A 20,581-nucleotide genomic window follows, 5' to 3' on the forward strand; every position below is an offset into this window, starting at 1 on the left:
GTTCCGCAATATCGCTTAGCACAGACCGTTGCCTTGCAATGTCTAGCGTGCCTTTGAGCGATCAAAAGCCATTTCAGTCCCAAAAGTCGGAGACACACATCCACCCGGGCACGCGAGCGGATATAGGGAGTCCACTATGGTCCGGAGAGATTCGGTGTCCACGTCCCGAAAGGGAACTGCGGAACGAAGGGAGCAACCACGCTCCCTTTAGTCGTTTTGGGATGCCTCCACTCCGACACCAGCCGGTCGAGTAAATGTGACAGCCAGGCGGCTGGTCTCCGCCCAGGCACTAGAGAGTTTTAGACCCCGAAGGTCACATGCCCTTCTTCATCGATCGGCCAAGCAGGATTGTGAGCGATTTCCCACGCGTGTCCGTCGGGATCAGCCACGTAGCCTCGGAAGCCGCCGTGAACGGGCGCGTCGGCCTTTCGCATCAGAGTTCCACCCGCCTGGATGAGCCGATCCATCAAAGGCTCGACCTCAGCTTGGCTCGCGACGTTGTGAGCCAACGAGTAGGCAGAAGGTGACGGCCCCGCCTTGCGCGACATGTCTTCTTCGAGCGAATCTTTCTTAAATGTGCCGAGAACAAAGCCATTCATCTGCCAGAAGATGATCTCCTCGTTTTCGAAGACCGGAGTCCAGCCAAACCCATCGGTATAGAATCTGCGGGAGAGTGCCAGATCAGAAATTCCAAGAGTGACTACTGAGATTTGATGTTTCATGACCAATACCTTTCGTTCGCTGCGCACTGTTGCGCTGCGTTCAAGGTCTTGGGCCGCCGACGTACGACGGAAGAAACCGCGAGAGCGGCGCCAGGCCAACCTTCCTGACTTTAACCTGTTTTAGACACCGTGAATGTATCGCATCCCGGCAGTTGCGGCAACCTTTGAGCACCCTACGAGCACACAATCGCCAATCTCTACTGGAGCACCAGCGAGCTACGGAACTTCAAGCGTCGCTCTGCAGTTTTCACTTCGAAAGCTTGGAGAAAATCATGGCGGATCATCGTGCTCAATGGAAAGGCCATCTTAAAATCGGCGAGGTCAGCTGCGCCGTGGGTCTGTACACCGCCGCCTCGACCTCGGATCGGATTAGCTTCCATATGTTGAATCAGAAGACCGGCAACCGTTTGAAACGCGAATTCATCGACAGCGAGACCGAGGAGCTGGTCGAGCGCGATCAGCAGGTAAAGGGTTTCGAGACCGGCAGCGGCGACTACATCATGATCGATCCTGAAGAGGTCGCGGCCGTCGTTCCGGACTCCGACAAAATGCTGGAGGCCGAGGCCTTCATACCCTGCGGAAGCGTCGACGATGTCTATTTCGACAAGCCATACTACCTGGTGCCAGCTGACGACGAAGCCAATGATGCCTATTCGAGCATCCGAGATGCTTTGGTGAATACCAACGCCACCGCGATAGCGCGGACGGTGTTGTTTCGGCGCATCCGAACCGTGCTCATCAGGCCTCACGGCAAAGGACTGATCGCGACGACCCTAAATTTTGATTACGAGGTCCGCTCCTCGAAGGATGCCTTCAAGGACGTGAAGAAGGTCAAGGTCGAAGGCGAAATGCTCGACCTTGCGAAGCACATCATTGATACCAAGAAGGGCGACTTCGACCCTGCCAAGACTGACGACCGCTACGAGACCGCCCTCGCCACGCTTGTGAAGGCGAAGGCTGAGGGAAAGGCGCTGCCGAAACCTAAGCCGGTCAAGGTATCGAAGCCGAATGATCTCCTGAAAGCACTTCGAGACAGCGCAGGGATGGGCAAGGGTTCAGCCAAAAAGCCGAAGGCCGCCAACGCTAACAGCGGTAAAGGTAAATCTTCCACCAACAAGTCGAAAACCACTCAAAAGAAGGCGAGCTGACCATGGCGCCGCGTCGTCCTTATTGGAGAGGCTATCTCAAGCTTTCACTGGTTACCTGCCCTGTTGCCATGGTGCCCGCAACGTCGGAAAGCGCCAAGGTGCGCTTTCACACTTTAAACAAGGATACCGGCAATCGCGTCGTTTCCCAATATATCGACAGCGTCACCGGCAAGCCCGTGAAAGATGAGGATGAGGCAAAGGGATACGAGCGCGGCGAAGACGACTACGTCATTCTGACCGATGAGGACCTGGAAGCAGTTGAGCTGGAGACGGTCAGAACCATCGACATCGAGAAGTTCGTGCCGCGGGACAAGATCGAGTGGGTATATCTCGACACGTCCTACTATTTGACAGCGAACGAAAAGATCGGCGACGAAGCCTTCGCGGTCATCCGCGAGGCCATGAAGGCTCAGGATGTGGTAGGCGTATCTCGCGTCGTCCTTGGCCGTCGTGAGCGTGCCGTGATCTTGGAGCCGCGCGGCGATGGCATTGTGGTTTGGACCCTTAGGTTTGGTGACGAGGTCCGGCCAGAGAACGAATACTTCAGCAACATCGATAAGAAGTCAGACGCCCAGGGCGTCGCCGCGTTGGAAAAGGTCATCAAGAAGCGGATCAAAGAGTGGTCGCCTGACATGGTGTCGGACCCGATCCAGGAAAGTTTGCTCAAGCTGATCGCTTCCAAGAAACGGGCCAAGAAGCCAATCAAGAAGACAGCCTCTAAATCGGACAAGGCCGACAAACCCAGCAATGTCGTGAACATCATGGACGCTTTGAAGAAGTCCGTCGCGAAGGAGTTGAAATCTCGAAAAGCGGGATAGCAGCTGCGACGCTGTTCGACTTCCGTTTTCGTTCTCAAAGTGTCGCTCCCTTCTCATTTTGGTGGGACCCTACACATTTCCTAGCTCGGGACGCCGCATGGCACATCCGCAACAAGGAGTCGCCAGTCGTTCACGTCGTCACCCTGCAGGGCTCAGCAACTCGGGAACCGTTTCGCGGTGTGCCCGTTTACCGGCAGCGGGGAGATCGAAAAATGAACGAACCAAAATTTGAATGGCTTGCTCGGGCAGGCTACAGCGCCAGGGGGATTGTCTTTCTGCTCGTGGCAGGGTTGGCTCTGTTTTCGAGCTTTGGTGGTGGCAAGCCGGACACCAAATCTGCGCTCGACGCGTTGCTTGAGCAGCCGTTTGGCAAATTATGGCTCGGACTGATAGGCCTGGGTTTGTTAGGGTTTGTGGCCTGGCGACTTGCCCAATCAATTGCCAACGCCGACAATCACGACGCAAGTGCAAAAAGTTATCTGATCCGAGCTGCCCTTCTCGGAAGTGCCGTCAGCTATATCGGCCTGGCCATTTACGCCTTCAAAGGCGCGGTAGGAGTTGGATCAGCAGGCGGTGGTGGCGAAAAGGATCTTGCCGAGTGGGCGATGTCGCAACCGTTTGGTAGATATCTGGCCGCTGTCATCGGAGCCGGATTTGTGGTGGGCGGCATAGCGACCGCACTCAAAGGAATCTCTCAAAAGTTCGAAAGGTACCTGAAGCTCGGTCAAAGCCGACCGCTGACTCTGGTTTGTGTCTACGGCCTGGTTTCGCGCGGTACCGTCTTCGTGATCGTCGGGGTCTTCTTCTGTTACGCAGCATTCAGCGTTGACCCTGATCAAGCTGGCAGCATGAGTGATGCGCTGACTTTCGTGAGGCGGCTTCCGCTTGGCGGGGTATTGTATCTGGCGGTTGCAATAGGCCTTGCCGCCTTTGGAATCTATAATTTTGTCGAAGCGCGATATCGAACAGTATCCACTCCCAGCCTTTCCAAGGTGAAATCCGAACTGCCGTTACCTCATAGGTAACAAGCCTTGAGGGAAACCTTGTCAACGTTGATGTCCATGACTGCTTTGCTGTCGGCGGCATTGGTGCTTGTTCACCCGACACGCGCTTCCACGGCCGGGGCATGCGCCTTGAATGCCGCCGCGTCAGTCTACGGGTGGTTGGAATTCCTGGTGTAGGAGGAGAAGAACTTTGGCCATCGCGAATGACCGTGACGATTTTGACAGCAGCAAGTTCTTTGCTGGGATCGCACGCGGCGTAGCTGGAGCGTTGCTATTTGCGCTGCCCATGTTGATGACGATGGAAATGTGGGAACTCGGCTTCTACATGGAACGAACCCGCCTTCTCCTACTCCTGATCATTAATATCCCCTTGTTGATCATTCTTTCCGATAAGGTTGGCTTCGAGAAGACCTCGACTTGGCGACAGGCAATTCGCGACGCGAGCATCGCTTACGCGCTCGGGATTGTGGCCAGCGGACTGATCCTTGTCGCGATGGGTGTGGTGACAGCGGGTCAATCAGTACACGAAGTTATGGGCATGATCGCGGTCCAGGCAGTCCCCGCCAGCATCGGCGCAATGTTGGGTCGCAGCCAGCTTGGGGGTCAGCCAGATGATGATAATGGCGACGACGAGGACGGAGACAGTGCTGATCCTGTCCATGAACGCGAAACAAGCTACGCGGGTGAGCTGTTTCTAATGGCGGTCGGCGCCCTCTTTCTGAACCTAAATGTCGCACCGACAGAGGAGATGATCCTCCTCTCTTACAAGATGACGCCGTGGCATGCCCTGGTTATCATCGCTGCGTCACTGGCAGTGATGCATGGGTTCGTATACGCCCTTTCGTTCAGAGGCAGCCACGACCTCGCCGAGGGCACACCGAGCTGGCATGCTTTCGTCCGCTTCACCCTCCCCGGCTACGTGATTGCTGGTCTGATTAGCGCCTATTGCCTTTGGACGTTCCACAGAACCGATGACGTCGGATCCACTCAGATTCTCATGGCTGTCGTCATCTTGAGCTTTCCCGGCGCCATCGGCGCAGCGGCCGCGCGACTGATTTTGTGAGGCAACATGACCAAAATCTCTGACGACAAGAACATCGAAGCAAGCGAGCCGCATTGGATCGAGTGGGCAACGGGCGCGGTTTCGGCGGTTATCGTTCTTGCCGTAATCGTTTGGATCGGAAAAGACGCGATAGTAGACCGGAACGCGACACCCGATCTTAAAGGGGTAGTTCTCAAAACCGAAAAACGCAGCGATGGCGTTCAGGTTCTCTTTGAAATCCGCAATGACTCCAGCGCCACCGCGTCCCAAGTGAACGTTCAGGGTGAAATTTCGGATGGAGAGACCGTCTTAGAACGTATCGGGACGGTTTTGGATTACGTCCCCGGCCACTCAAAAGCCAAAGGCGGTATGGTCTTCCGTCAAGATCCAACCGGCAAGATGATCACTGTGCGAGCGGATGGTTTTGCTGAACCCTAACAGCAACGCGGGTTGCGTCTGAACGTGGTCCTAGTTAAGAGATTGCCGCCTCGCTTCGATGTAAGGTGGCAAGGGAAGGCCCGGCCTGCTTAGGACCGGGCCTTTGCCGCTTAGGAACGCTCTGTCTCACGCTGGGGTTTTTGTCGCTTTCCGAAGCCATTGATCTGCGTTCGAGCCGCGACCTCGCTCACCTGGATCAAACCATATCCCGCCAAACTTCTCCATAAACGCAGACGCTCCCGCCTTCGTGGCAAAGCAGTGCACGTCATAGATTTGACCTTCATGCGTCACTGGTAAGATTTCGCTGCAACGGAGCAACCGGGCGCAGAAATTTGCCTGCTCAGCAACCAAGCTGTCACGGGCTGAATCGACTAGGAGCGCAACTTGATGGGGCCAACCTCAATTGATCGTTGAGATCGTCAGTTTCTTCGCCATTCCGGTAACCCTGCTTTTCCGTCAATTGATCGCCTTGACTCCTACAACAAAAAGAACAAATTAGGAACATTAGAGTGACCATCAAAACGTCTTTGACGAAGACGAACGCCAAAAGAAGTTTGACGCCAAGAAAACGGCAAAATGCTCAAGGAGCTACGATGAGTGACATTGATCGTTCGACCCTACTGCGTGCCCCCATTCTTGTGGCCCGCAAATGCAGCTGCGGTGACTGGGCTGGTTTTGGTTTTGGCAAAGGCGTGCAAGAGTCGTGGTGGTGTTGGACGCATTATCCGTACAAGACGTCCGGTCGGTTGGAGGCCGCCGAGATCGCTGAGGCGCTATCCCGCAAAGTGGCATAAGCCCCCTCTCCCGCGTTGCCATGGAAGATCGAAATGAAAGCTGGCGCAGAGGGATACGGTGGCTCTCGTTTTACAACGGCTGCAGCGTCGAGATCCGGTGCGCGGGATGCGGGATTAGCAAGAACGGTTCGGTAGAGCGGATCCTAACAGCTGTGGGGGACGTTGCTGTGAGCAGCCTCGCCGTCGCATTGGCTCGCGCCATGAAATGCCCGCGCGTAGATCAGGGTGGACATATGGGCTGCCGATTGGAAATCCCATACAGCTCATTCAAGTCGGCCAGCCAAAAGCCCTCTCGTATAGACGCTCTGAAGCTGCCCGCAGATATGTACGTGCTGCCGGACATGGCTCTCGCGGAGGTGCCCGAGTGGTTCATCCTGTACGGCTTTTGCAAGTGTGGGTACTTTCGCGGGATTAACATCAAACAGACGCGGGCGAAGTTTCCCCCATCGTCCCGGACCAGTGAACTCGCCCGCTTCCTCCACTGCAAGCGGTGCGGCCGCAAGGGCGACAACAGGTTTACGTTCAAGCAGATGCTGAGGGACTGACTTGAGGTAATGTTACTACACTAGGCCAGACGGCAGTATTCGCGTGCTGGAACGAATCGCGCCCGAAACAATTGAGTCGCCGTAAGGTAAGTCCTCGACAGGGGTCATTTATGCGTAGTCGATCCAAGCCACTCCTTCTTGACGACCAAGTCGCAAAATCAAAGACCAGGCGGCCGCGTGACCCAGCGCAACCCAATCTTCCCTTCGATGAGATGCCCGCCCGCATTGAGCCTGCCCTTGCCCTTCTCAAATCGAAGGCGCCCAGCGGACCTGACTGGACGTTTGAAGTGAAATTCGATGGATATCGGCTCGCGGTGCATATCGAACCGGGTGGTGTTCGCATCCTAACGCGGGGTGGCCATGACTGGACCCACCGTTTCCCGAGCATTGCTGACGAAGCCAAAAAGCTTGGCGTTGGCTCGGCGATCCTCGATGGTGAAGCGGTGGTCCTCGACAAGACAGGACGGTCGGATTTTGGTGCCCTCCAGCGCTCGCTGGGCGGCCGAGGTGGCAAGCGGGTTTCTGGTGAATCCGTGTTCTTCGCCTTCGACCTGTTATATTTTGACGGCCATCTTCTGACGAACACCGAGTTGTCCGTGCGGCGCCATCTGCTGTCAGACTTTTTAGACGGTAGCACCGGTGCGATTCAGCTTTCCGAAGAGGTGGATGGAGACGGTGAGAAGATACTTGAGAGCGCCTGTATTCACGGCCTCGAAGGCATCATCGCAAAGCACCGTGACAGCAAATATCGGTCCGGTCGCACTGGCGACTGGCTAAAGATCAAGTGCGTACAGAGCGAAAGCTTCGTCGTTATTGGTTATGAGGAGAGCAGCGTGGCCCGAGGCGGCATAGGGAGCTTACTGCTCGCCGGAGCGCGACGCCATCTACCTGAAGCAGACCCTCGATAAGCTCAGGACGAAGCGACCGGCGGTCCTCATGAAAGGTAAAAACTTGGTGTTTGCACAACCGACCCTGATTGCCGAGATCAATTTTCGCGGGTGGACTGACGACGGAAACCTTCGTCGTGCTTCATACAAAGGGCTGCGAGAAATCCAGGACAACGCAGCGATCTATGAGATCGACAGCGGTCAATGATTGGGATGCTCTTTAGGCGTTGCGCAGGAACGCCCGATAGAGCGGATGCTTCGTCGGTATAACTGGCTCGCCTCCCACGCGATGATCCCGATTTGCCGATCAATCCACGCGGAGATATTCGAGTTCACCAATCTGCCGCGATGTTCAAAGCCCGTCCCTTCGATGCGGCATTTGCCTTCGCTAAGCCTTGCCTAATTCGCTCGTCCGTAAATGGCTTTCCGATTACGTCGACTGCGCCATCCAGGCCGTGGCCGACGTCACCTGGGCTTCCAGTGACAAAAATTACCGTTATTCCATAGCGGTCAATGAGACGACGGGCTAAGGCAGCACCGCTCATGCCGTCGGCGAGGCCCAGGTCGACCAGCGCGACGTCCACGCGAGGCGCGTGGGCAAGCGCCTGCTCAACTGTCGCGACCGGACCGACCACTTTATGCCCCACTTCTGTGACGATCCTCTCAAGCTCCATCGCAATGAACGCTTCATCCTCAATTATCAAAACTCGCATGCGAACCTCCTGAATAACCAGCAACTTAGGTCGGATTCGAGGAAGGTCGAGGATTGTCACCGGTTCTTGAACCTTGCTGGTCGCCTTTTTTTACGCCGCATGCTTTTTGCCCCTGTTCAATCGCTTGATGGCCTGTGTCAACGAACGCTGGCCATCGCAGTAATCCTGCCACGCCGTGCTGTTCTTTAGCAAACCCGGCACCGTTCGCACCGTGAAGCGCTTCGGGTCCAGACCTGCTTTTACCTGCGTCCAATTCAAGGGCATTGAGACGGTCGCCCCCGGACGGGCACGCGGCGACAACGGCGCCACGGCCGTCGATGTCCGGTCATTTCGAAGGTAGTCCAGGAAGATTCGGCCATCGCGTTGAGCCTTGGACATCTTGATCAAATAGAGATCTGGGTTGTCTCTTGCCATTGCCTGGCAAACATCGTGGGCAAACCCCTTTGCCTCATCCCAGGAAAGCTTCTTTCCTTTCGGCACCAACAATGGCGTTACCACATGCAGACCTTTACCGCCGGTGGTCTTGCAGAAGCTAACGAGGCCCAACTCCTCGAGCCTGTCGCGGATCTCACGAGCACCCTCGATAACGGTGTCGAATTCCACATCAGGACCAGGATCAAGGTCGAAGACCAACCGTCCGGGTACCTGTGGCTGGTTTGGTTCGCAGTTCCAAGGATGGAGTTCGGTGCCACCGATCTGCGCGATGGCGGCGAGCCCTTCGACGCGGTCAATCTGAAGGTAGGGCTGCTTGTCGCCGCTAACCTTCACCTGCTCGATCAGGTTGGACGAACCCTGCATCGCGTGCCGCTGGAAGAACTTTTCACCACCGATGCCGTCGGGTGTGCGGATAATGGAGCACGGTCGCCCCTTGATGTGGTCGATGAGCCACGGGCCAACGGCCTCGTAATATCTTGCCAGATCCACTTTGGTCACCGGCTCGTTATCGAGCGCATCCGGCCACAACGGTTTGTCAGGGCTGGAGATAAGCACTCCCATCACATCGACCTTCGCCCCCTTCCGATATTTCGCAGGTTTCGTCGGCTTTGGTTCGTCAGTGGCGGGGTCAGGCACATCTGTTATTACGGGTTTGGCGGGCTTTTCTGCCTCGACCTCGTCAGCAGGCTTATCTTCTCGCAATCCTTTGAAGGCAGCCTGGCGAACCTGGCCGTCCGCGGTCCAACCGGCAAATTGAATCTCAGCGACCAGCTCCGGCTTCAACCAAACGATGTCGTCGGTTTTTTTAGGAGCGCCAATGCCGGTGAACGGAGACTTTGACGACTTCAACTTTTCAAGGCGTGGTAGCAGCTTGTCGACAACGCTGCCCCCATACCCGGTACCAACGCGACCAACGTAGACGAAGTGATCGCCGCGATTGACGCCGACCAGCAAGGACCGGAATTTGCCGTTCGTGGTGGCATAGGCGCCGATGACAACCTCATGCCCTGCCCTGCATTTCGATTTTGCCCACGTTTTCGTTCGGCCAGACTGATAGGTCGCATCCGACTGCTTGGAAACAATACCCTCAAGCGACAGCTTGCAGGCAGATTTCAGTACAGCGTCGCCGCCGGTCTCGAAGTGCTCAACAAAGCGAAGGCGCGGGTCGTCACCGGCTTCGGACAGGAAGGTCGACAGGCGTTGTTTCCGGTCTGTCAGCGGCAGTCCTCGAATGTCCTCGCTTCCTTCGAACATGAGATCAAAAGCGAAATATACTAAATCGTCGGTCTTTCCTTCGGACAGCGCCGCCTGCAGCGCCGCGAAGTCAGGCGCACCGCTTTCGTCCAGCGCACAAATTTCACCGTCAATGATCGCGTCAGGGAGATTTGCCCCTGACTCGGCTATTGCTGGATACTTGGCCGTCCAGTCCAGACCCTTTCGAGTCTTGAGCGTCACCTCTCCGTCCTGAATTCGCATCTGAATGCGATATCCGTCGAACTTAATTTCGTGTATCCAGCCTTTGGCCGATGGCGGTCGCTCCAGGGTTTCGCAAAGTTGCGGCTCGATGAAACTGGGCAGCTCGGACGAGGCCTTCGTTTTTTGTGCTCGTTGCTTCCTTTTAGAACCTGCTTTTCGCTCTTCCGCTGCCAATCCTTCGCTGCTGTCCCACACGGCATCGGCTTCGACCGCGCCGCCTGATGTCATGAACGGCTTGGGCTTCCTACCTTTACCTGACGCGATGGCCTCCATGGTACGACCCGATGCGACAGAGGTATCGTTGTCCTCAAGCACCGCTGCACCGTTTTCGTCGACCGAATAGTCATCGTGGTGCTTGATCAGAAGCCAGTTCGTGCGCTTCTCTCCTCCCCTTCCGCGCATCCGCACCAACACGAAGCTGCCGTGAAGCCGGTCGCCCTGGAGAGTAAACTTGAAGTCACCCTTGGCGAGTGCCTGCTCCGGGCTCTTGTTGCCTTCAGGCTCCCAGTAGCCGCGATCCCACAGCATAACGGTGCCTCCGCCATACTGACCTTTCGGGATCGTGCCTTCGAAATCGCCGTAGTCCAACGGATGATCTTCGACTTCGACAGCGAGCCGCTTGTCGGCTGGATCTAACGAAGGCCCTTTGGTCACTGCCCAAGACTTGAAGACCCCATCAAGTTCAAGCCGAAGATCGTAATGTAGACGAGTTGCGTCGTGCTTCTGAATGACAAAGCGCCGCCGGTTTGACAATTTGACAGAGGCTTCACCGCTCGGTTCGGCCGTCTTCTTGAAATCGCGCTTCGCACGGTACTTGGTGAGATTGTCAGCCATGGCTTTTCTCGATCTTGATCGAGAGTCGAAATGCTCGGGCGGGCTCCAATGTTCCAAGCCTGAACCGTCAGCCTTCGGAGACCCAAAGAACGTCCATTTCAGACGTGGGGCGGCTTTTCAGCGCCCGACCGTCTATTTCTATAGATTCCAAGATTTCGGAGAGGGGGGCATTGCATTGATTCGGATGAGTTATCGGGAGGGCGTAGCTGGGCAATTCACTAACTTTGCACAGGAATCCCCTAAGTTTTGACAGAAATGAAACCGTCTAAGGCAATGGGACATGCCTTGCGGATTTTTCGGCGCCCCGAACAGTGAACACTGAGTGTTCGACGGGTCGAACAATGATACGGTTCGCCGCAGCCTATCAACGCTGGCCTTTCGGGTGTTACCTTCGCATTTATCAGGGAGTCTGATCAACTCACCGGGGAACACGCTGAAGCTCGATTGTCCGGCTCGTCGAACACCAAAGTCGGAATTGTTCGACATACCGAAAAATCCTCCGATAATTGTTCGATGTGCCGAAAAATAAAGGAAGACTTTTCGGCGCTTCGAACAATAAGCGATTGCAATTGAGCGGGCCATTCAAGGATCTTACTGACTATCGTCTTGTTCGATTGTTCCTGTCTCCTCGGCCGAGAGTTGCGACATTTCCGCAGGGTGAATACCGAAGCGATCCGCTACGTCGGGTGCGTAGCGAAGCAGGTCAGGTCGAAGGCGAAGCAGAGCCAGGTCCTTCGCCTTTGCCTCCAACATCACGTCGAAATCGAAATCCGCGACCTGCCGCATAAAGGTTGCAAACTCAAATGGATTGCAGAAGTCAGCATGGCCTGTGAAAACCGGCGCCACGGGCTTTACGGTTTTCTTCTTCGTCGCCTTGTCGACCACTATCTTCTCGCGCATCTCCGTTCGAGGCGACGAAAAGTGGATCTTCGGCTGCTCACTGGACGGCCACGTTGCCATTACTTTCGCGAAAGTCTCGACAAGGTCCGCTCTCTCCCGATTCAAGCACCAAAAATGTTGATGGTCGAAGATTACGCGCACACCTGTGTGCCCGTGTATCCACAGCACATCCGCCGCAGAAAACCGAAGATCGTCATGCTCTAGGACGAGGCGGCGGCGCCCTGGTTCGGGAAGCGTGTGCCATGTGTCCACCCAACGCTGCCTGCTTGCAGGAATGTCGCCATACGTGCCACCGACGTGTATGACCAGGACTGCCTCTGGCCCCAGTCCCATGATATCCAGCATTTCGGCCTGACTGAGTAGGTCCCACACGCTTCTAGAGACGAGGTCTGGGTCTGGGCTATTCAAGACGACGAACTGCGAGGGGTGGAAAGACAAGCGCATATCAAGTCTTTTAGCCTTATCGCCGAGAGCGGCCAGCTCGGCTTTGCTCTCCTCGACCATCGCGTGAAACTGGGGCATTTCCGGATGGGTGGCATAAGGCGCCAGATCCGATGACATTCCTTACATCGATATGTTGTGCTTAGCCAAGTGATCGAGAATTTGATCCACGTATTCGAGTGACACCTTAAGATGAGGCATACTTGCCGCTCGGCGAGCATCGTTACTCTTGAGATCGTCTCGTGCCATGACCTTCACTGGAAACCCAAGTCGCGATGTTCGGCGTCGCATGCTCTCTCCCACAATTGCTTAATTTTGAACGCGTCCGGCTTATCCGAGTTCCCGGTTTCCGCCTGCGGTCAAGCTTGCACAAAAAAATACGTGCGGAACGAAATGCCTTGGCAAAGGTTCAAAAACCAAAGGCAATCACGTCCACGGAGGTCGAACGCATGAGCATGGACCAAAGCGACAATCCCACGACCAACCCGATCCACGCCCTTTTCGCGGAGCTTGGTATCGTCGATCCGACCTCAATTGCCGCTGCTGAGGAGCACCACGCTGAACTCATTGAGGCCTACCAGAAGGGTAAGCTAACCGAGGCCGCCCTCCGGGGCAGCTTGTCGAGGAACGCTGGTCAGCCGGAAGCGAATACCCTCGGAGAACCTGTTCGAGTTAGCCGACGCGACCTGTAAAGCTTACGCCAGTCGGGCCTGACCAATAGACAGTTACCTTCCTACGAGAGATCGGAACACGCTGGCATACTGCGGGTGGGACAGGTCGGGCAGCGCGGCGGCCATGTGAGGCGCGATCCAACACATCTCGCTATGCTCATTACCCAACAGCCTTGGCTCTCCGCCCTCCCACTCAGTGATGAGATAGATATGGTAGCGAGCTGGCTTATGGCCAGTCCCTTTGGGCTCGGGCAGCTGGGCGAGAGAACAATAGACTACGGGGTTGAGACCTACCTCCTCTATGGATTCGCGAAGGAGAGCGTTCTGGACGGTTTCGCCCTTTTCGACGTGGCCTCCTACGATGTCCCAACGGCCTGGATACCAATCTTTGTGAAGCGCTCGTTTCACCAAGAGGAGCAATCCGTTTTTAATGAAGATCCCGCAGGCCAAATCGATCACGAGCATATTCCTGGCAACGCCCTGAAATCGGTCTCAGACAAAGCGCCGCACTCCTTCGCTTTCAGCTTATCGCTTCGGTCAACCTAGATGGCGGAGGTCCGCCAGCAGTCATATTGTCCGAGCGCTAGGTCCCGTCGACCTGCTTTAACATTGTACGCGGGGCGGCCCGCGCCGATGCGATGCTGGACAACCATCCGAGCTGACTTTGGTTCCCTCACCCGCGTTCGCTCGCCCCGTATTGAAACTCTCAACAGTGATATCCACATGAACATAAACAGAACAATCCGAAAGGAAGGATGGATCAAATGACCGGCGATAATTCGGTTTCGAAACGTTATATCGACGCATTGGGCGCCATCGCGAGGTTTCGCCATCAACGTCGATCCGGGCGGGGCTGGTTGGTGGGCGACAAGCGAATTTCGTCGGCCGCAATCGCGCGTCTTGAAAACAAGTCTCTCGTTCGAGAAATTGCGTTTAGCGGAGAGCTAACTCTCGTCCTGACGGAAGACGGTAGACGTCTCCTCGCCGAGCGAACGCCACAATAGTTGGGGTGTTTTGCTTGTTGTGAACCGAGCCTTGCCTGACTTCGCTCTGGTGCCGTGTCTTTAATCGCCGCCCGGCTCAGGTCCACGGGTGAACAAACTTGCCCTCCGGGGTTTCAACGCGATCCTCAGTGGCGAACGTGTCTGGCTCAAGTGGACCGATGTGGCCGACCAGCTCATCAATCGCACGGAGCAGATCATCCTGGGACAGTGGTGGTTGCAGCTCCTCGTCAGGCACTTTTACAGTGCTTACGTCTTCATCGCCCCGCAAGGCAACCGCATCCGAGTTTTTTGAAGCTGGTTGCTGGGCGTCCGTAGTTGTGGGTGATGACTTAACAAAGCCGAGGCCCCTGGACCCCAAAGCGACCTCGTTCATTTCAATGCCGCCGTTGATCCATTGCTCGATCAACTCCATGAACCGGGGGTGAGCGTCAATGCTGATACCAGGGCCACGATACTTCGCAACCGATTTCTGAAATATCACACGACGCCGTTCGCTTTGAGGAAGCTTGGAGAGGTCCGTGGTGGATTCAGCCATGACGTGTTTCCGATGCAACGCAAAATCAGAGAGAGTGGCTCGCCAAGCGCAACGGAGGCGAGAAACAGGTGGCCATCCAAAGCTATGGCTAAGAGGAACCGGAAGCCAAGCCTCCGACTGCCATAGCCTGATCGTCCTTGCTTAAGATTTGAATAATCGCGCGAGATCAACTTTGATCGGGCGGCACCCGCCAGCTTTACAGTTATGGCGAGCAAGCCGCTAACTGCCGCAATCAATCCACCTTAAAGGCAGAAGCATTTTCTTCGGCGGACAACGTTTCCTTTATGCTGGCACCTTCCCCTTGGACCGAGAGATCGCCCAAATCTTCACCGAACGCGGCCAGCTGAACCATCATTTGCTTCGCGTGCTGGATGGCATCTCCATCGCTGATCGTTGCATCCTTCGCCATTCGCACGCTCACTAGCTCATTCCCTTCACCATGGAATTCAACAGTGATCGTTCCGGCCGTGGTGCTCGCGACGTTTGTGCTTATGAGGTGCATCACAAATTCTCCTTTTGGATATCTGGAATGTCGGCGACGTCCTTTCTGTTCCAGCGCATCCCATATAATTCTGAGCAAGACGTGCTTTTGAAACCGCGAGTCATCGAGGCCGCAAGCTGGAGCGCTATAATCCCATTGAACGAAGCGTATCCGTCGCGGAAATTCCCAGCCATCGAGCTGAGGGAGTTGGCTGCCCGGCTCAAACAGAGCTTTAGGCGGCGTGGGATGAGCTGGTGGCGAGGGCATTCAGGCCGTCGGTAGATCACCGTGTGTTCGAATGACTCCTGGTGAACATAGGAGTGCTAGGGTACCGAAAACGCAGAGCGCCGCGCAAAGTACGAACAGTGACCAGTATCCGAAAGAATTGGCCCACACTCCCGTGCCTAGCCCCGAAAGTAGAAAACCTACGCTAATGGTGTTTCCAAAGAGCGCTGACGCCGTGCCCGCCCGGCCGAGCAACATACGTTGCACCATCTCCATGCCAACGATGCTGATGATCCCTATGCCAGCTGCTCGCGGTACCTGACCGAGATAGAGGCTCCACATCGTCGGCCATGCAATCGCCATCACGAAATAGGCAGCAAACAGAGCGAACCCCATAAACAGCAGCCAACTCTTCGTCGACAAGTCAGGCCACGCGATGAAAACGCCCATGAATATGACCTCTAGACCGGCGCACAAGCTGAACAACACGCCGACATCACTTTGTGAGCCGATGTCTTCCGCCACAACAATCGACATAGCGTTCGAGCCCATGAACATAGCTGTATGAAAGGCTGACAGCGCGAAAACAGCCGGGGTCGCTCTCAGCAACAGCTGTATCGAGAGCTTCTCCCTCTCCTGGTCTTCAGATGAAACCACCTTGATCCGAGCGAGTGACACAATGACTAGGGACGCAGCCGCCAACAACGCCGCGCCAAAATACACCCCGGCAAACCCTTTCAACGCAATTAGGATCGCGCCCAACGCTGGCCCAATGGTCCAGCTGAGCGAAGCGATCAATCGTAACGCCGCCATTCCCCGCAAGACCGTCGAGCCACCTATCTGGTCAAGATGAGCCTTTGCCACGGCAAACAACAAAGCAAATGACGCCGCGCTAAGACCGAAAAGGACACCAGCGTTCAGCACTAGCAACCACGTATCGGTGAGATAGGCGCATAAGGTAAGCCCCACGGCCTTAGAAAACAGGGATAAAAGCAGGGGCCAGACGACGGGATTACGATCCTGCAGATGTCCGAAAATGGTGGTGACGACGAGCCCTGTGGCTGCAGGCACCGTCAAAAATGCACTCAACTCCAAAGGCGACATTCCAACCCTTTGGACCGCTAGGAGCGCCATGTAGCTTCCGGCCATTGCTTCAGCCACCATCGCTAGCAAAACTGCCAACATGATTGGTGTGAAGAACGGAACACGCCGAAGCGGCGTTTTTGAACCGTCGACCTCGTCACTGTGCTGCTGCATGAGGATTAACCTCTCAGGTGGCGCCGATTCCGACCTTGTGGCAACAATGCCATGGGCCTCGCCTTTTCGGGCAAGGTCAAATCAGTGTTTACCCCCTCGCCCGGGGATGCTGGACACAGTGGCGGAAACCGGGTCGCTGGCCGGGAAACTGTCCTCAAGACCTTCTTCGAGTTCATCTTCCAAAGCGTCCAGGTCTTGGCTCTCGCGAGCGCTTCGGACAGCCTCGAGACCCTTGCTGCCTTCGTCGAAGTTCCCGTTACTCAGAGCGTCGTAGCGATTCACGCTGCCGTGTGATGGCTGCATCTTGAGCATATCCGAAAGCAAGAAGGAAAGTTCGCCTTCACCGGCCCTGTCTGCCGCCATTTGTTGGAACAGCCCCTCCATGCCGACAAAGATAGCTGACGCCGGGTTTTCGGGTCCAAGGAAGCCAGCGATCTCCTTCATCTCGGCGACCCATCGGTATGCCTTTGGAAACATGTCCGGGACGCCAACACCGAACTTTTTCAAAAGCTCGCCCTGGCTTTCCGACAACTCGGCCATCAAGGCTGAGTCCGCGGCATTTTCAGACGCAGCGAGCATCATAGCTGTCGCGAGGCCGATGAGGCCCTTGTTGATGCCCGCGTAACACATTTTGAGCGACGACGCTGCGCCGATAGCGCTGTCGAGTGGACGTGCATCCAAGCCGTATTTAACCAATGCATCCACCACATTATTACCGCCACCGCTCACGTAGATATGCGGCCCCGGCTTGCCGACCTTCGGCGGCCCACCGATAATACATCCATCGTACACCCTATCGATATTGCCGCCGAAAAGGCTGGCGATATCAGACATCGTCTGAGGCGAGACGGCGTTACAATCAACGAAGCAGGCAGACGGCGTCGAGTTTGCCATCTCGTTCGCGATCTGATGGGCAACGGATAGGGCTTGGCTGGGTGGCACGATGGACAAGATGAAGTCAGACTTGACCAAAGTCGCCCAATCGACCTCGCGGATGCCATTCGACAGCGCCCGGTCGCGGGTTTCCTGTGATCGGCCTTCAAGAGAGGTGACGATGTCAGCACCACCCGAGCGAAGGACATTCGCCACGGCGCTGCCCATAGCACCCATTCCGATTACGGCAATCTGCGTCATCCCGGCTTCTCCTTTAATGCATAGCTAGATCTAATGGCGGCACCGGTCGCGGCAAGCGGCGACTTGCCATGAAAACCCGAAAGCGGCTGCCAATAAACCGCCGATCTCAAAGCTCACCGCCGATTTTGACTGCGGAGCGCCACTTGGAGACCGGCGGCATCGGTAAGACGCACCTGCCAGAAGCTCCTTACTGAGCTGCTCGCAGTTTCAGTGCCGCAACGCCGACCGCGACATTGAGCCCTTCCTGTGCCTCAACAGAAATCGGCTGAAGGGAAAGACTATCGCGTTCGCCGCCAATCAAGATCTTCGCCCCTACTCCAAGGCCAAGCGACGCGTCAGCGGCTACGCCTCGATAGGTCCCGGCGAGATCGTTCGGCTGACCCGCGGTCGCGTTGTAAACCAGCCAAATCATACGGCCGCGTTCAACGGTGCCAATATCCAGGCCGAAATCTGTGATGCTACCAACGTAACGGCTCCCCGAGCCTGGTGCGGATGGCGTGAAGACGCAGTTGACATTCTGCTTCGACCCGACGATCGCGCCAATGCCCTCCGAAACGTCACAATCGAGCGTTCCGACCTCAGCCGTTTCGGCCCGCGCGGCTACAGAGGACAGGCTGATCGCCGTCAGCACGGCGAGTGCCGCAGCGGCTGAAGACCAACGTGACTTTCTAACAATTGACGAATGAAGTTTACCCAAGCGCGGCGCCTTTCGCACTTGAGAGTACACTACAGCGGGTACCTATCCGTGAACGAACCTACGGAAGCCGTCTGATGTCGGAAATCATACTCACGTATGGTGTCCGAAATTTTCGAGGTCAGTGCCATATTCTCAGGCGCCAGGCCGATCACCGCCTGCCAATCCTGATAGCCTCTATCAAAGTAGCGGCTTCTTCCACCCCACGCGCATGCAGTTCTTCCAGGCGGGCGACAGTCTTGTCCCATGGAAGCCAAGCAGTCACCGCGTCCTTTTGGAGTGGATAGTAAACCTTGTCGCTCATCGACCAACTTCGCAAGGCATTGAGGAAGTACAGAAAGTTTTCGTCCGTCTTCACGAAACCAGTAGCCCACCTCCGAACAGTTTGCTTGCTGGTCAGCTCGCTCCATCCCCACACATATGCCGCAAGCCGAGGGAGATCGCTGATCGCTGCTTTAGTTGCCGGGTCAGCGGTACGCTTCTTCAAGACTGCCATTAATCGTTGGAACTGGTGGTCATCGAACAGGCGCGATTCCGGAGGCTGCCCTCGCCCTTCAACCACGCCATGACTCACCAGCTGCGTTCGGAAAAATTTCCCGACCAACCAGCTGATGGACTGGCAGTCCTTGGCCAACCAAGTGGCGAGATCGTTGAAAGCCACAGCGTCCTTCTTCTTCAGACGCCAAAGGCAATCTACGACGACGTTCTCGGCCTGTGCTTCTATCGAAACGGAGAACGGTCGCGTTTCGTTATTTATGGATGAAATACGGTCCGCGGCACCCGCAATCGCTTTGACCAACCCGACGGTTTCGGGCACCGAAAGCGTGTTCACAGTGGCGGTGTCCATTCGGTCCAGGGCGTGCTCGAGCCAAGTCAGCCCTGATGCCCGGCGCTCCGTGCCCAGTCGTATCAGCTCCTTGGTGAGCTTCTCGACGTCAGAGCCCGCAAGCACGATCAAGTTCCGGAAAGCATCCTGGGCCATCACCGTTTTTGGTGACGTCAGCGCGAAATAGAAACGGTAATGGATCGGACTGCCGAGTCGCTTGCCGGTTATGGCCTCATTCGTCTCGTTTTGCCCGGCCTGCTCGAAGACACGCTTGCTCGGTGTATCCGCTTTGACGACCCCCGGGATAAACTGGCGAAGGCTCCATATCGACCTAGTTGAAGTCGCATCATCGGACGGAAGCAGGTCCAGCAGTCTTGTGCCCATCTGGATCTTTTCTTCGTCGGTGACCATGCCGTCACCCGTCACGACTACCGAGCGGGTCCCCAGATATTCTTCGAGCCATCGATAGAGCGGCGTGTTCGTGACCTTGATCAGGTTCAGGCGGCAGAGATCCGGGAAGAATACGTCGTCCTTGATACCGGCATAACAGAAGCGAATGGCGTTCAGCGCCAGCTTCACCTCTCGCGGCGTTCGGAGACCGCCACCCTCTCGGTCAACGGCTGACCTCAGGTCGGAATATAGGTCCTTGTCGATCTCCGTTGCGCCGGTAACTTCCTTGTAAATTTCGACTGCATCAGCGAGGAAGCTGTGACGAAGATCGAACGGCTCTGGCAGCGGGATGTTGAAAGTGAGCTGAATGATCTTCTGAAGGAACGCGTCACCGTCGGGCACACTCAGGCCAACCTGAAGGGCATGCGCAAGAACGTCGCGGTCATAGCAAAGAATATAGACAAGCCCTGGGAAGTCGGCAACGGAGCGAACAAGGCGGACGACCTCGACAGCTTGCGATGGCTCCAGGCGATCCAGATCGTCGAGGATGACGACGAAGCCAATGTCTAGCTCGGCAATTTTTTCCGAGATTTTGGCTTTCACCTCGGCAGTTGTCGGGTTCCTGCCCAACTTCTCCAAATATTCGGAACTCAGCTCCAGGGCGTCCGCGCCAGCCTTTGCACCGGGCAGGAGATATTCCGCGAAGCGAGCAGCGGGGGCAAGAACCCTGCCGGTTCTTGCGCCGTAGTTGCGGACCAATTCGCCAAATTCGCCGCCCTTCTTCTTTGCCTTTTTCCAGATACTCTTCCGACCAAGCTGTGCCTCCTCGAATTTTTCGATGACCTCTGCGATGGGATCAAGAAGAGAGCTGACAAGATTCGACACGTCGCCATTTAGCCAAGGAGCGATTTTGATGATGTGGGTTTTCTTGTCCTTACCCTTCTCGAGTTCGGCTTCGAGAAAGTTGAGGAGCGTCGTCTTTCCCGATCCCCACGGCCCCTCAAGGCCGATGACCATCCCGTCGCCTTTGACAGCTTCAAGAATGCTTGGTGCCAGACGCTCAGCAATTCCGACAAAGCCGAACCTGTCGGCCTTCTCGTCTGATAGAGGTCGGTCAGTATCGAGATTGGTGTGAGGCAAGCTGGGGGCTCCAGGACGGGCGACTCG

Annotated in this window: 18 protein-coding genes and 3 pseudogenes; 9 read left to right on the forward strand and 12 right to left on the reverse strand. The window is 56.0% G+C overall.

The genetic code is table 11. The features are described from left to right. Positions 1-299: 299 nt before the first annotated feature. A complete protein-coding gene (locus QTL95_RS16925) occupies positions 300-722 on the reverse strand; it encodes a VOC family protein (RefSeq protein ID WP_289721098.1) in 423 nt (140 codons plus the stop codon). Positions 723-994: 272 nt separating this feature from the next. On the opposite strand from QTL95_RS16925, the gene ku (QTL95_RS16930) reads away from it, so the two are divergent. The 8 genes and pseudogenes from ku (QTL95_RS16930) (at position 995) to ligD (QTL95_RS16965) (ending at position 7,606) form a co-directional block, all read left to right on the forward strand. Further along, the gene (ku, locus tag QTL95_RS16930; RefSeq protein WP_289721099.1) at positions 995-1,870 is read left to right on the forward strand and encodes a non-homologous end joining protein Ku; all 876 of its coding nucleotides are present in this window, start codon (positions 995-997) and stop codon (positions 1,868-1,870) included. Positions 1,871-1,872: 2 nt separating this feature from the next. Beyond that, positions 1,873-2,688 carry a non-homologous end joining protein Ku gene (gene ku / locus QTL95_RS16935; protein ID WP_289721100.1) on the forward strand — a complete coding sequence of 272 codons (816 nt, stop codon included), beginning with the start codon at positions 1,873-1,875 and terminating at the stop codon, positions 2,686-2,688. 212 nt (positions 2,689-2,900) lie between these two features. Beyond that, positions 2,901-3,713: a DUF1206 domain-containing protein gene (locus QTL95_RS16940; RefSeq protein ID WP_289721101.1), complete on the forward strand. Its 813-nt coding sequence runs from the start codon at positions 2,901-2,903 to the stop codon at positions 3,711-3,713. Between the two features lie 112 nt (positions 3,714-3,825). Beyond that, complete coding sequence (locus tag QTL95_RS16945) at positions 3,826-4,755, forward strand: TIGR02587 family membrane protein (RefSeq protein WP_442981303.1); 930 nt, start codon at positions 3,826-3,828, stop codon at positions 4,753-4,755. Between the two features lie 6 nt (positions 4,756-4,761). Further along, on the forward strand, positions 4,762-5,172 hold the full coding sequence (locus QTL95_RS16950; RefSeq protein WP_289721103.1) for a hypothetical protein: 411 nt from the start codon (positions 4,762-4,764) through the stop codon (positions 5,170-5,172). A gap of 593 nt (positions 5,173-5,765) precedes the next feature. Further along, positions 5,766-5,966: a hypothetical protein gene (locus tag QTL95_RS16955; RefSeq protein ID WP_289721104.1), complete on the forward strand. Its 201-nt coding sequence runs from the start codon at positions 5,766-5,768 to the stop codon at positions 5,964-5,966. 167 nt (positions 5,967-6,133) lie between these two features. Then, the gene (locus tag QTL95_RS16960) at positions 6,134-6,511 is read left to right on the forward strand and encodes a hypothetical protein (protein ID WP_289721105.1); all 378 of its coding nucleotides are present in this window, start codon (positions 6,134-6,136) and stop codon (positions 6,509-6,511) included. A gap of 110 nt (positions 6,512-6,621) precedes the next feature. Further along, positions 6,622-7,606, forward strand: a pseudogene (gene ligD / locus QTL95_RS16965) (non-homologous end-joining DNA ligase). Between the two features lie 124 nt (positions 7,607-7,730). Here the strand turns inward: ligD (QTL95_RS16965) and QTL95_RS16970 are convergent. The 3 genes from QTL95_RS16970 to QTL95_RS16980 form a co-directional block, all read right to left on the reverse strand. Next, positions 7,731-8,111: a response regulator gene (locus QTL95_RS16970; protein WP_289721106.1), complete on the reverse strand. Its 381-nt coding sequence runs from the start codon at positions 8,109-8,111 to the stop codon at positions 7,731-7,733. A 90-nt stretch (positions 8,112-8,201) separates the two neighbouring features. Further along, positions 8,202-10,856 carry a DNA ligase D gene (gene ligD, locus QTL95_RS16975; RefSeq protein ID WP_289721107.1) on the reverse strand — a complete coding sequence of 885 codons (2,655 nt, stop codon included), beginning with the start codon at positions 10,854-10,856 and terminating at the stop codon, positions 8,202-8,204. Between the two features lie 591 nt (positions 10,857-11,447). Beyond that, positions 11,448-12,317, reverse strand: coding sequence for a UV DNA damage repair endonuclease UvsE (locus tag QTL95_RS16980; protein ID WP_289721108.1), 870 nt, complete (start codon positions 12,315-12,317; stop codon positions 11,448-11,450). Between the two features lie 155 nt (positions 12,318-12,472). Here QTL95_RS16980 and QTL95_RS16985 point away from each other — a divergent pair, with 155 nt between their 5' ends. Next, positions 12,473-12,889 (forward strand): hypothetical protein, encoded by a 417-nt coding sequence (locus QTL95_RS16985; protein WP_289721109.1) that lies wholly within the window; start codon positions 12,473-12,475, stop codon positions 12,887-12,889. A 33-nt stretch (positions 12,890-12,922) separates the two neighbouring features. On the opposite strand, the gene QTL95_RS28925 is transcribed toward QTL95_RS16985, so the two are convergent. From QTL95_RS28925 to QTL95_RS17025, 8 genes and pseudogenes are all read right to left on the reverse strand, one after another. Beyond that, on the reverse strand, positions 12,923-13,333 hold the full coding sequence (locus QTL95_RS28925) for an NUDIX hydrolase (RefSeq protein WP_442981304.1): 411 nt from the start codon (positions 13,331-13,333) through the stop codon (positions 12,923-12,925). A 615-nt stretch (positions 13,334-13,948) separates the two neighbouring features. Continuing rightward, positions 13,949-14,407 (reverse strand): hypothetical protein, encoded by a 459-nt coding sequence (locus QTL95_RS16995; RefSeq protein WP_289721111.1) that lies wholly within the window; start codon positions 14,405-14,407, stop codon positions 13,949-13,951. A gap of 232 nt (positions 14,408-14,639) precedes the next feature. Then, entirely contained in the window at positions 14,640-14,909 is a 270-nt protein-coding gene (locus QTL95_RS17000) for a hypothetical protein (protein ID WP_289721112.1), read from the reverse strand. Positions 14,910-15,155: 246 nt separating this feature from the next. Continuing rightward, positions 15,156-16,370 (reverse strand): MFS transporter, encoded by a 1,215-nt coding sequence (locus QTL95_RS17005; RefSeq protein ID WP_289721113.1) that lies wholly within the window; start codon positions 16,368-16,370, stop codon positions 15,156-15,158. Positions 16,371-16,451: 81 nt separating this feature from the next. Then, positions 16,452-16,658, reverse strand: a pseudogene (locus QTL95_RS17010) (hypothetical protein); the annotation flags it as partial. An 87-nt stretch (positions 16,659-16,745) separates the two neighbouring features. Further along, a pseudogene (locus QTL95_RS17015) lies at positions 16,746-17,504 on the reverse strand (DUF1932 domain-containing protein); the annotation flags it as partial. Between the two features lie 187 nt (positions 17,505-17,691). Then, the gene (locus tag QTL95_RS17020; protein WP_289721114.1) at positions 17,692-18,201 is read right to left on the reverse strand and encodes a DUF992 domain-containing protein; all 510 of its coding nucleotides are present in this window, start codon (positions 18,199-18,201) and stop codon (positions 17,692-17,694) included. A gap of 148 nt (positions 18,202-18,349) precedes the next feature. Then, positions 18,350-20,554, reverse strand: a complete 2,205-nt coding sequence (locus QTL95_RS17025; RefSeq protein WP_289721115.1) for a KAP family P-loop NTPase fold protein — start codon at positions 20,552-20,554, stop codon at positions 18,350-18,352. Positions 20,555-20,581: the final 27 nt, after the last annotated feature.

The organism is Rhizobium sp. S152 (genome assembly GCF_030380735.1).
Lineage (GTDB): Bacteria > Pseudomonadota > Alphaproteobacteria > Rhizobiales > Rhizobiaceae > Rhizobium.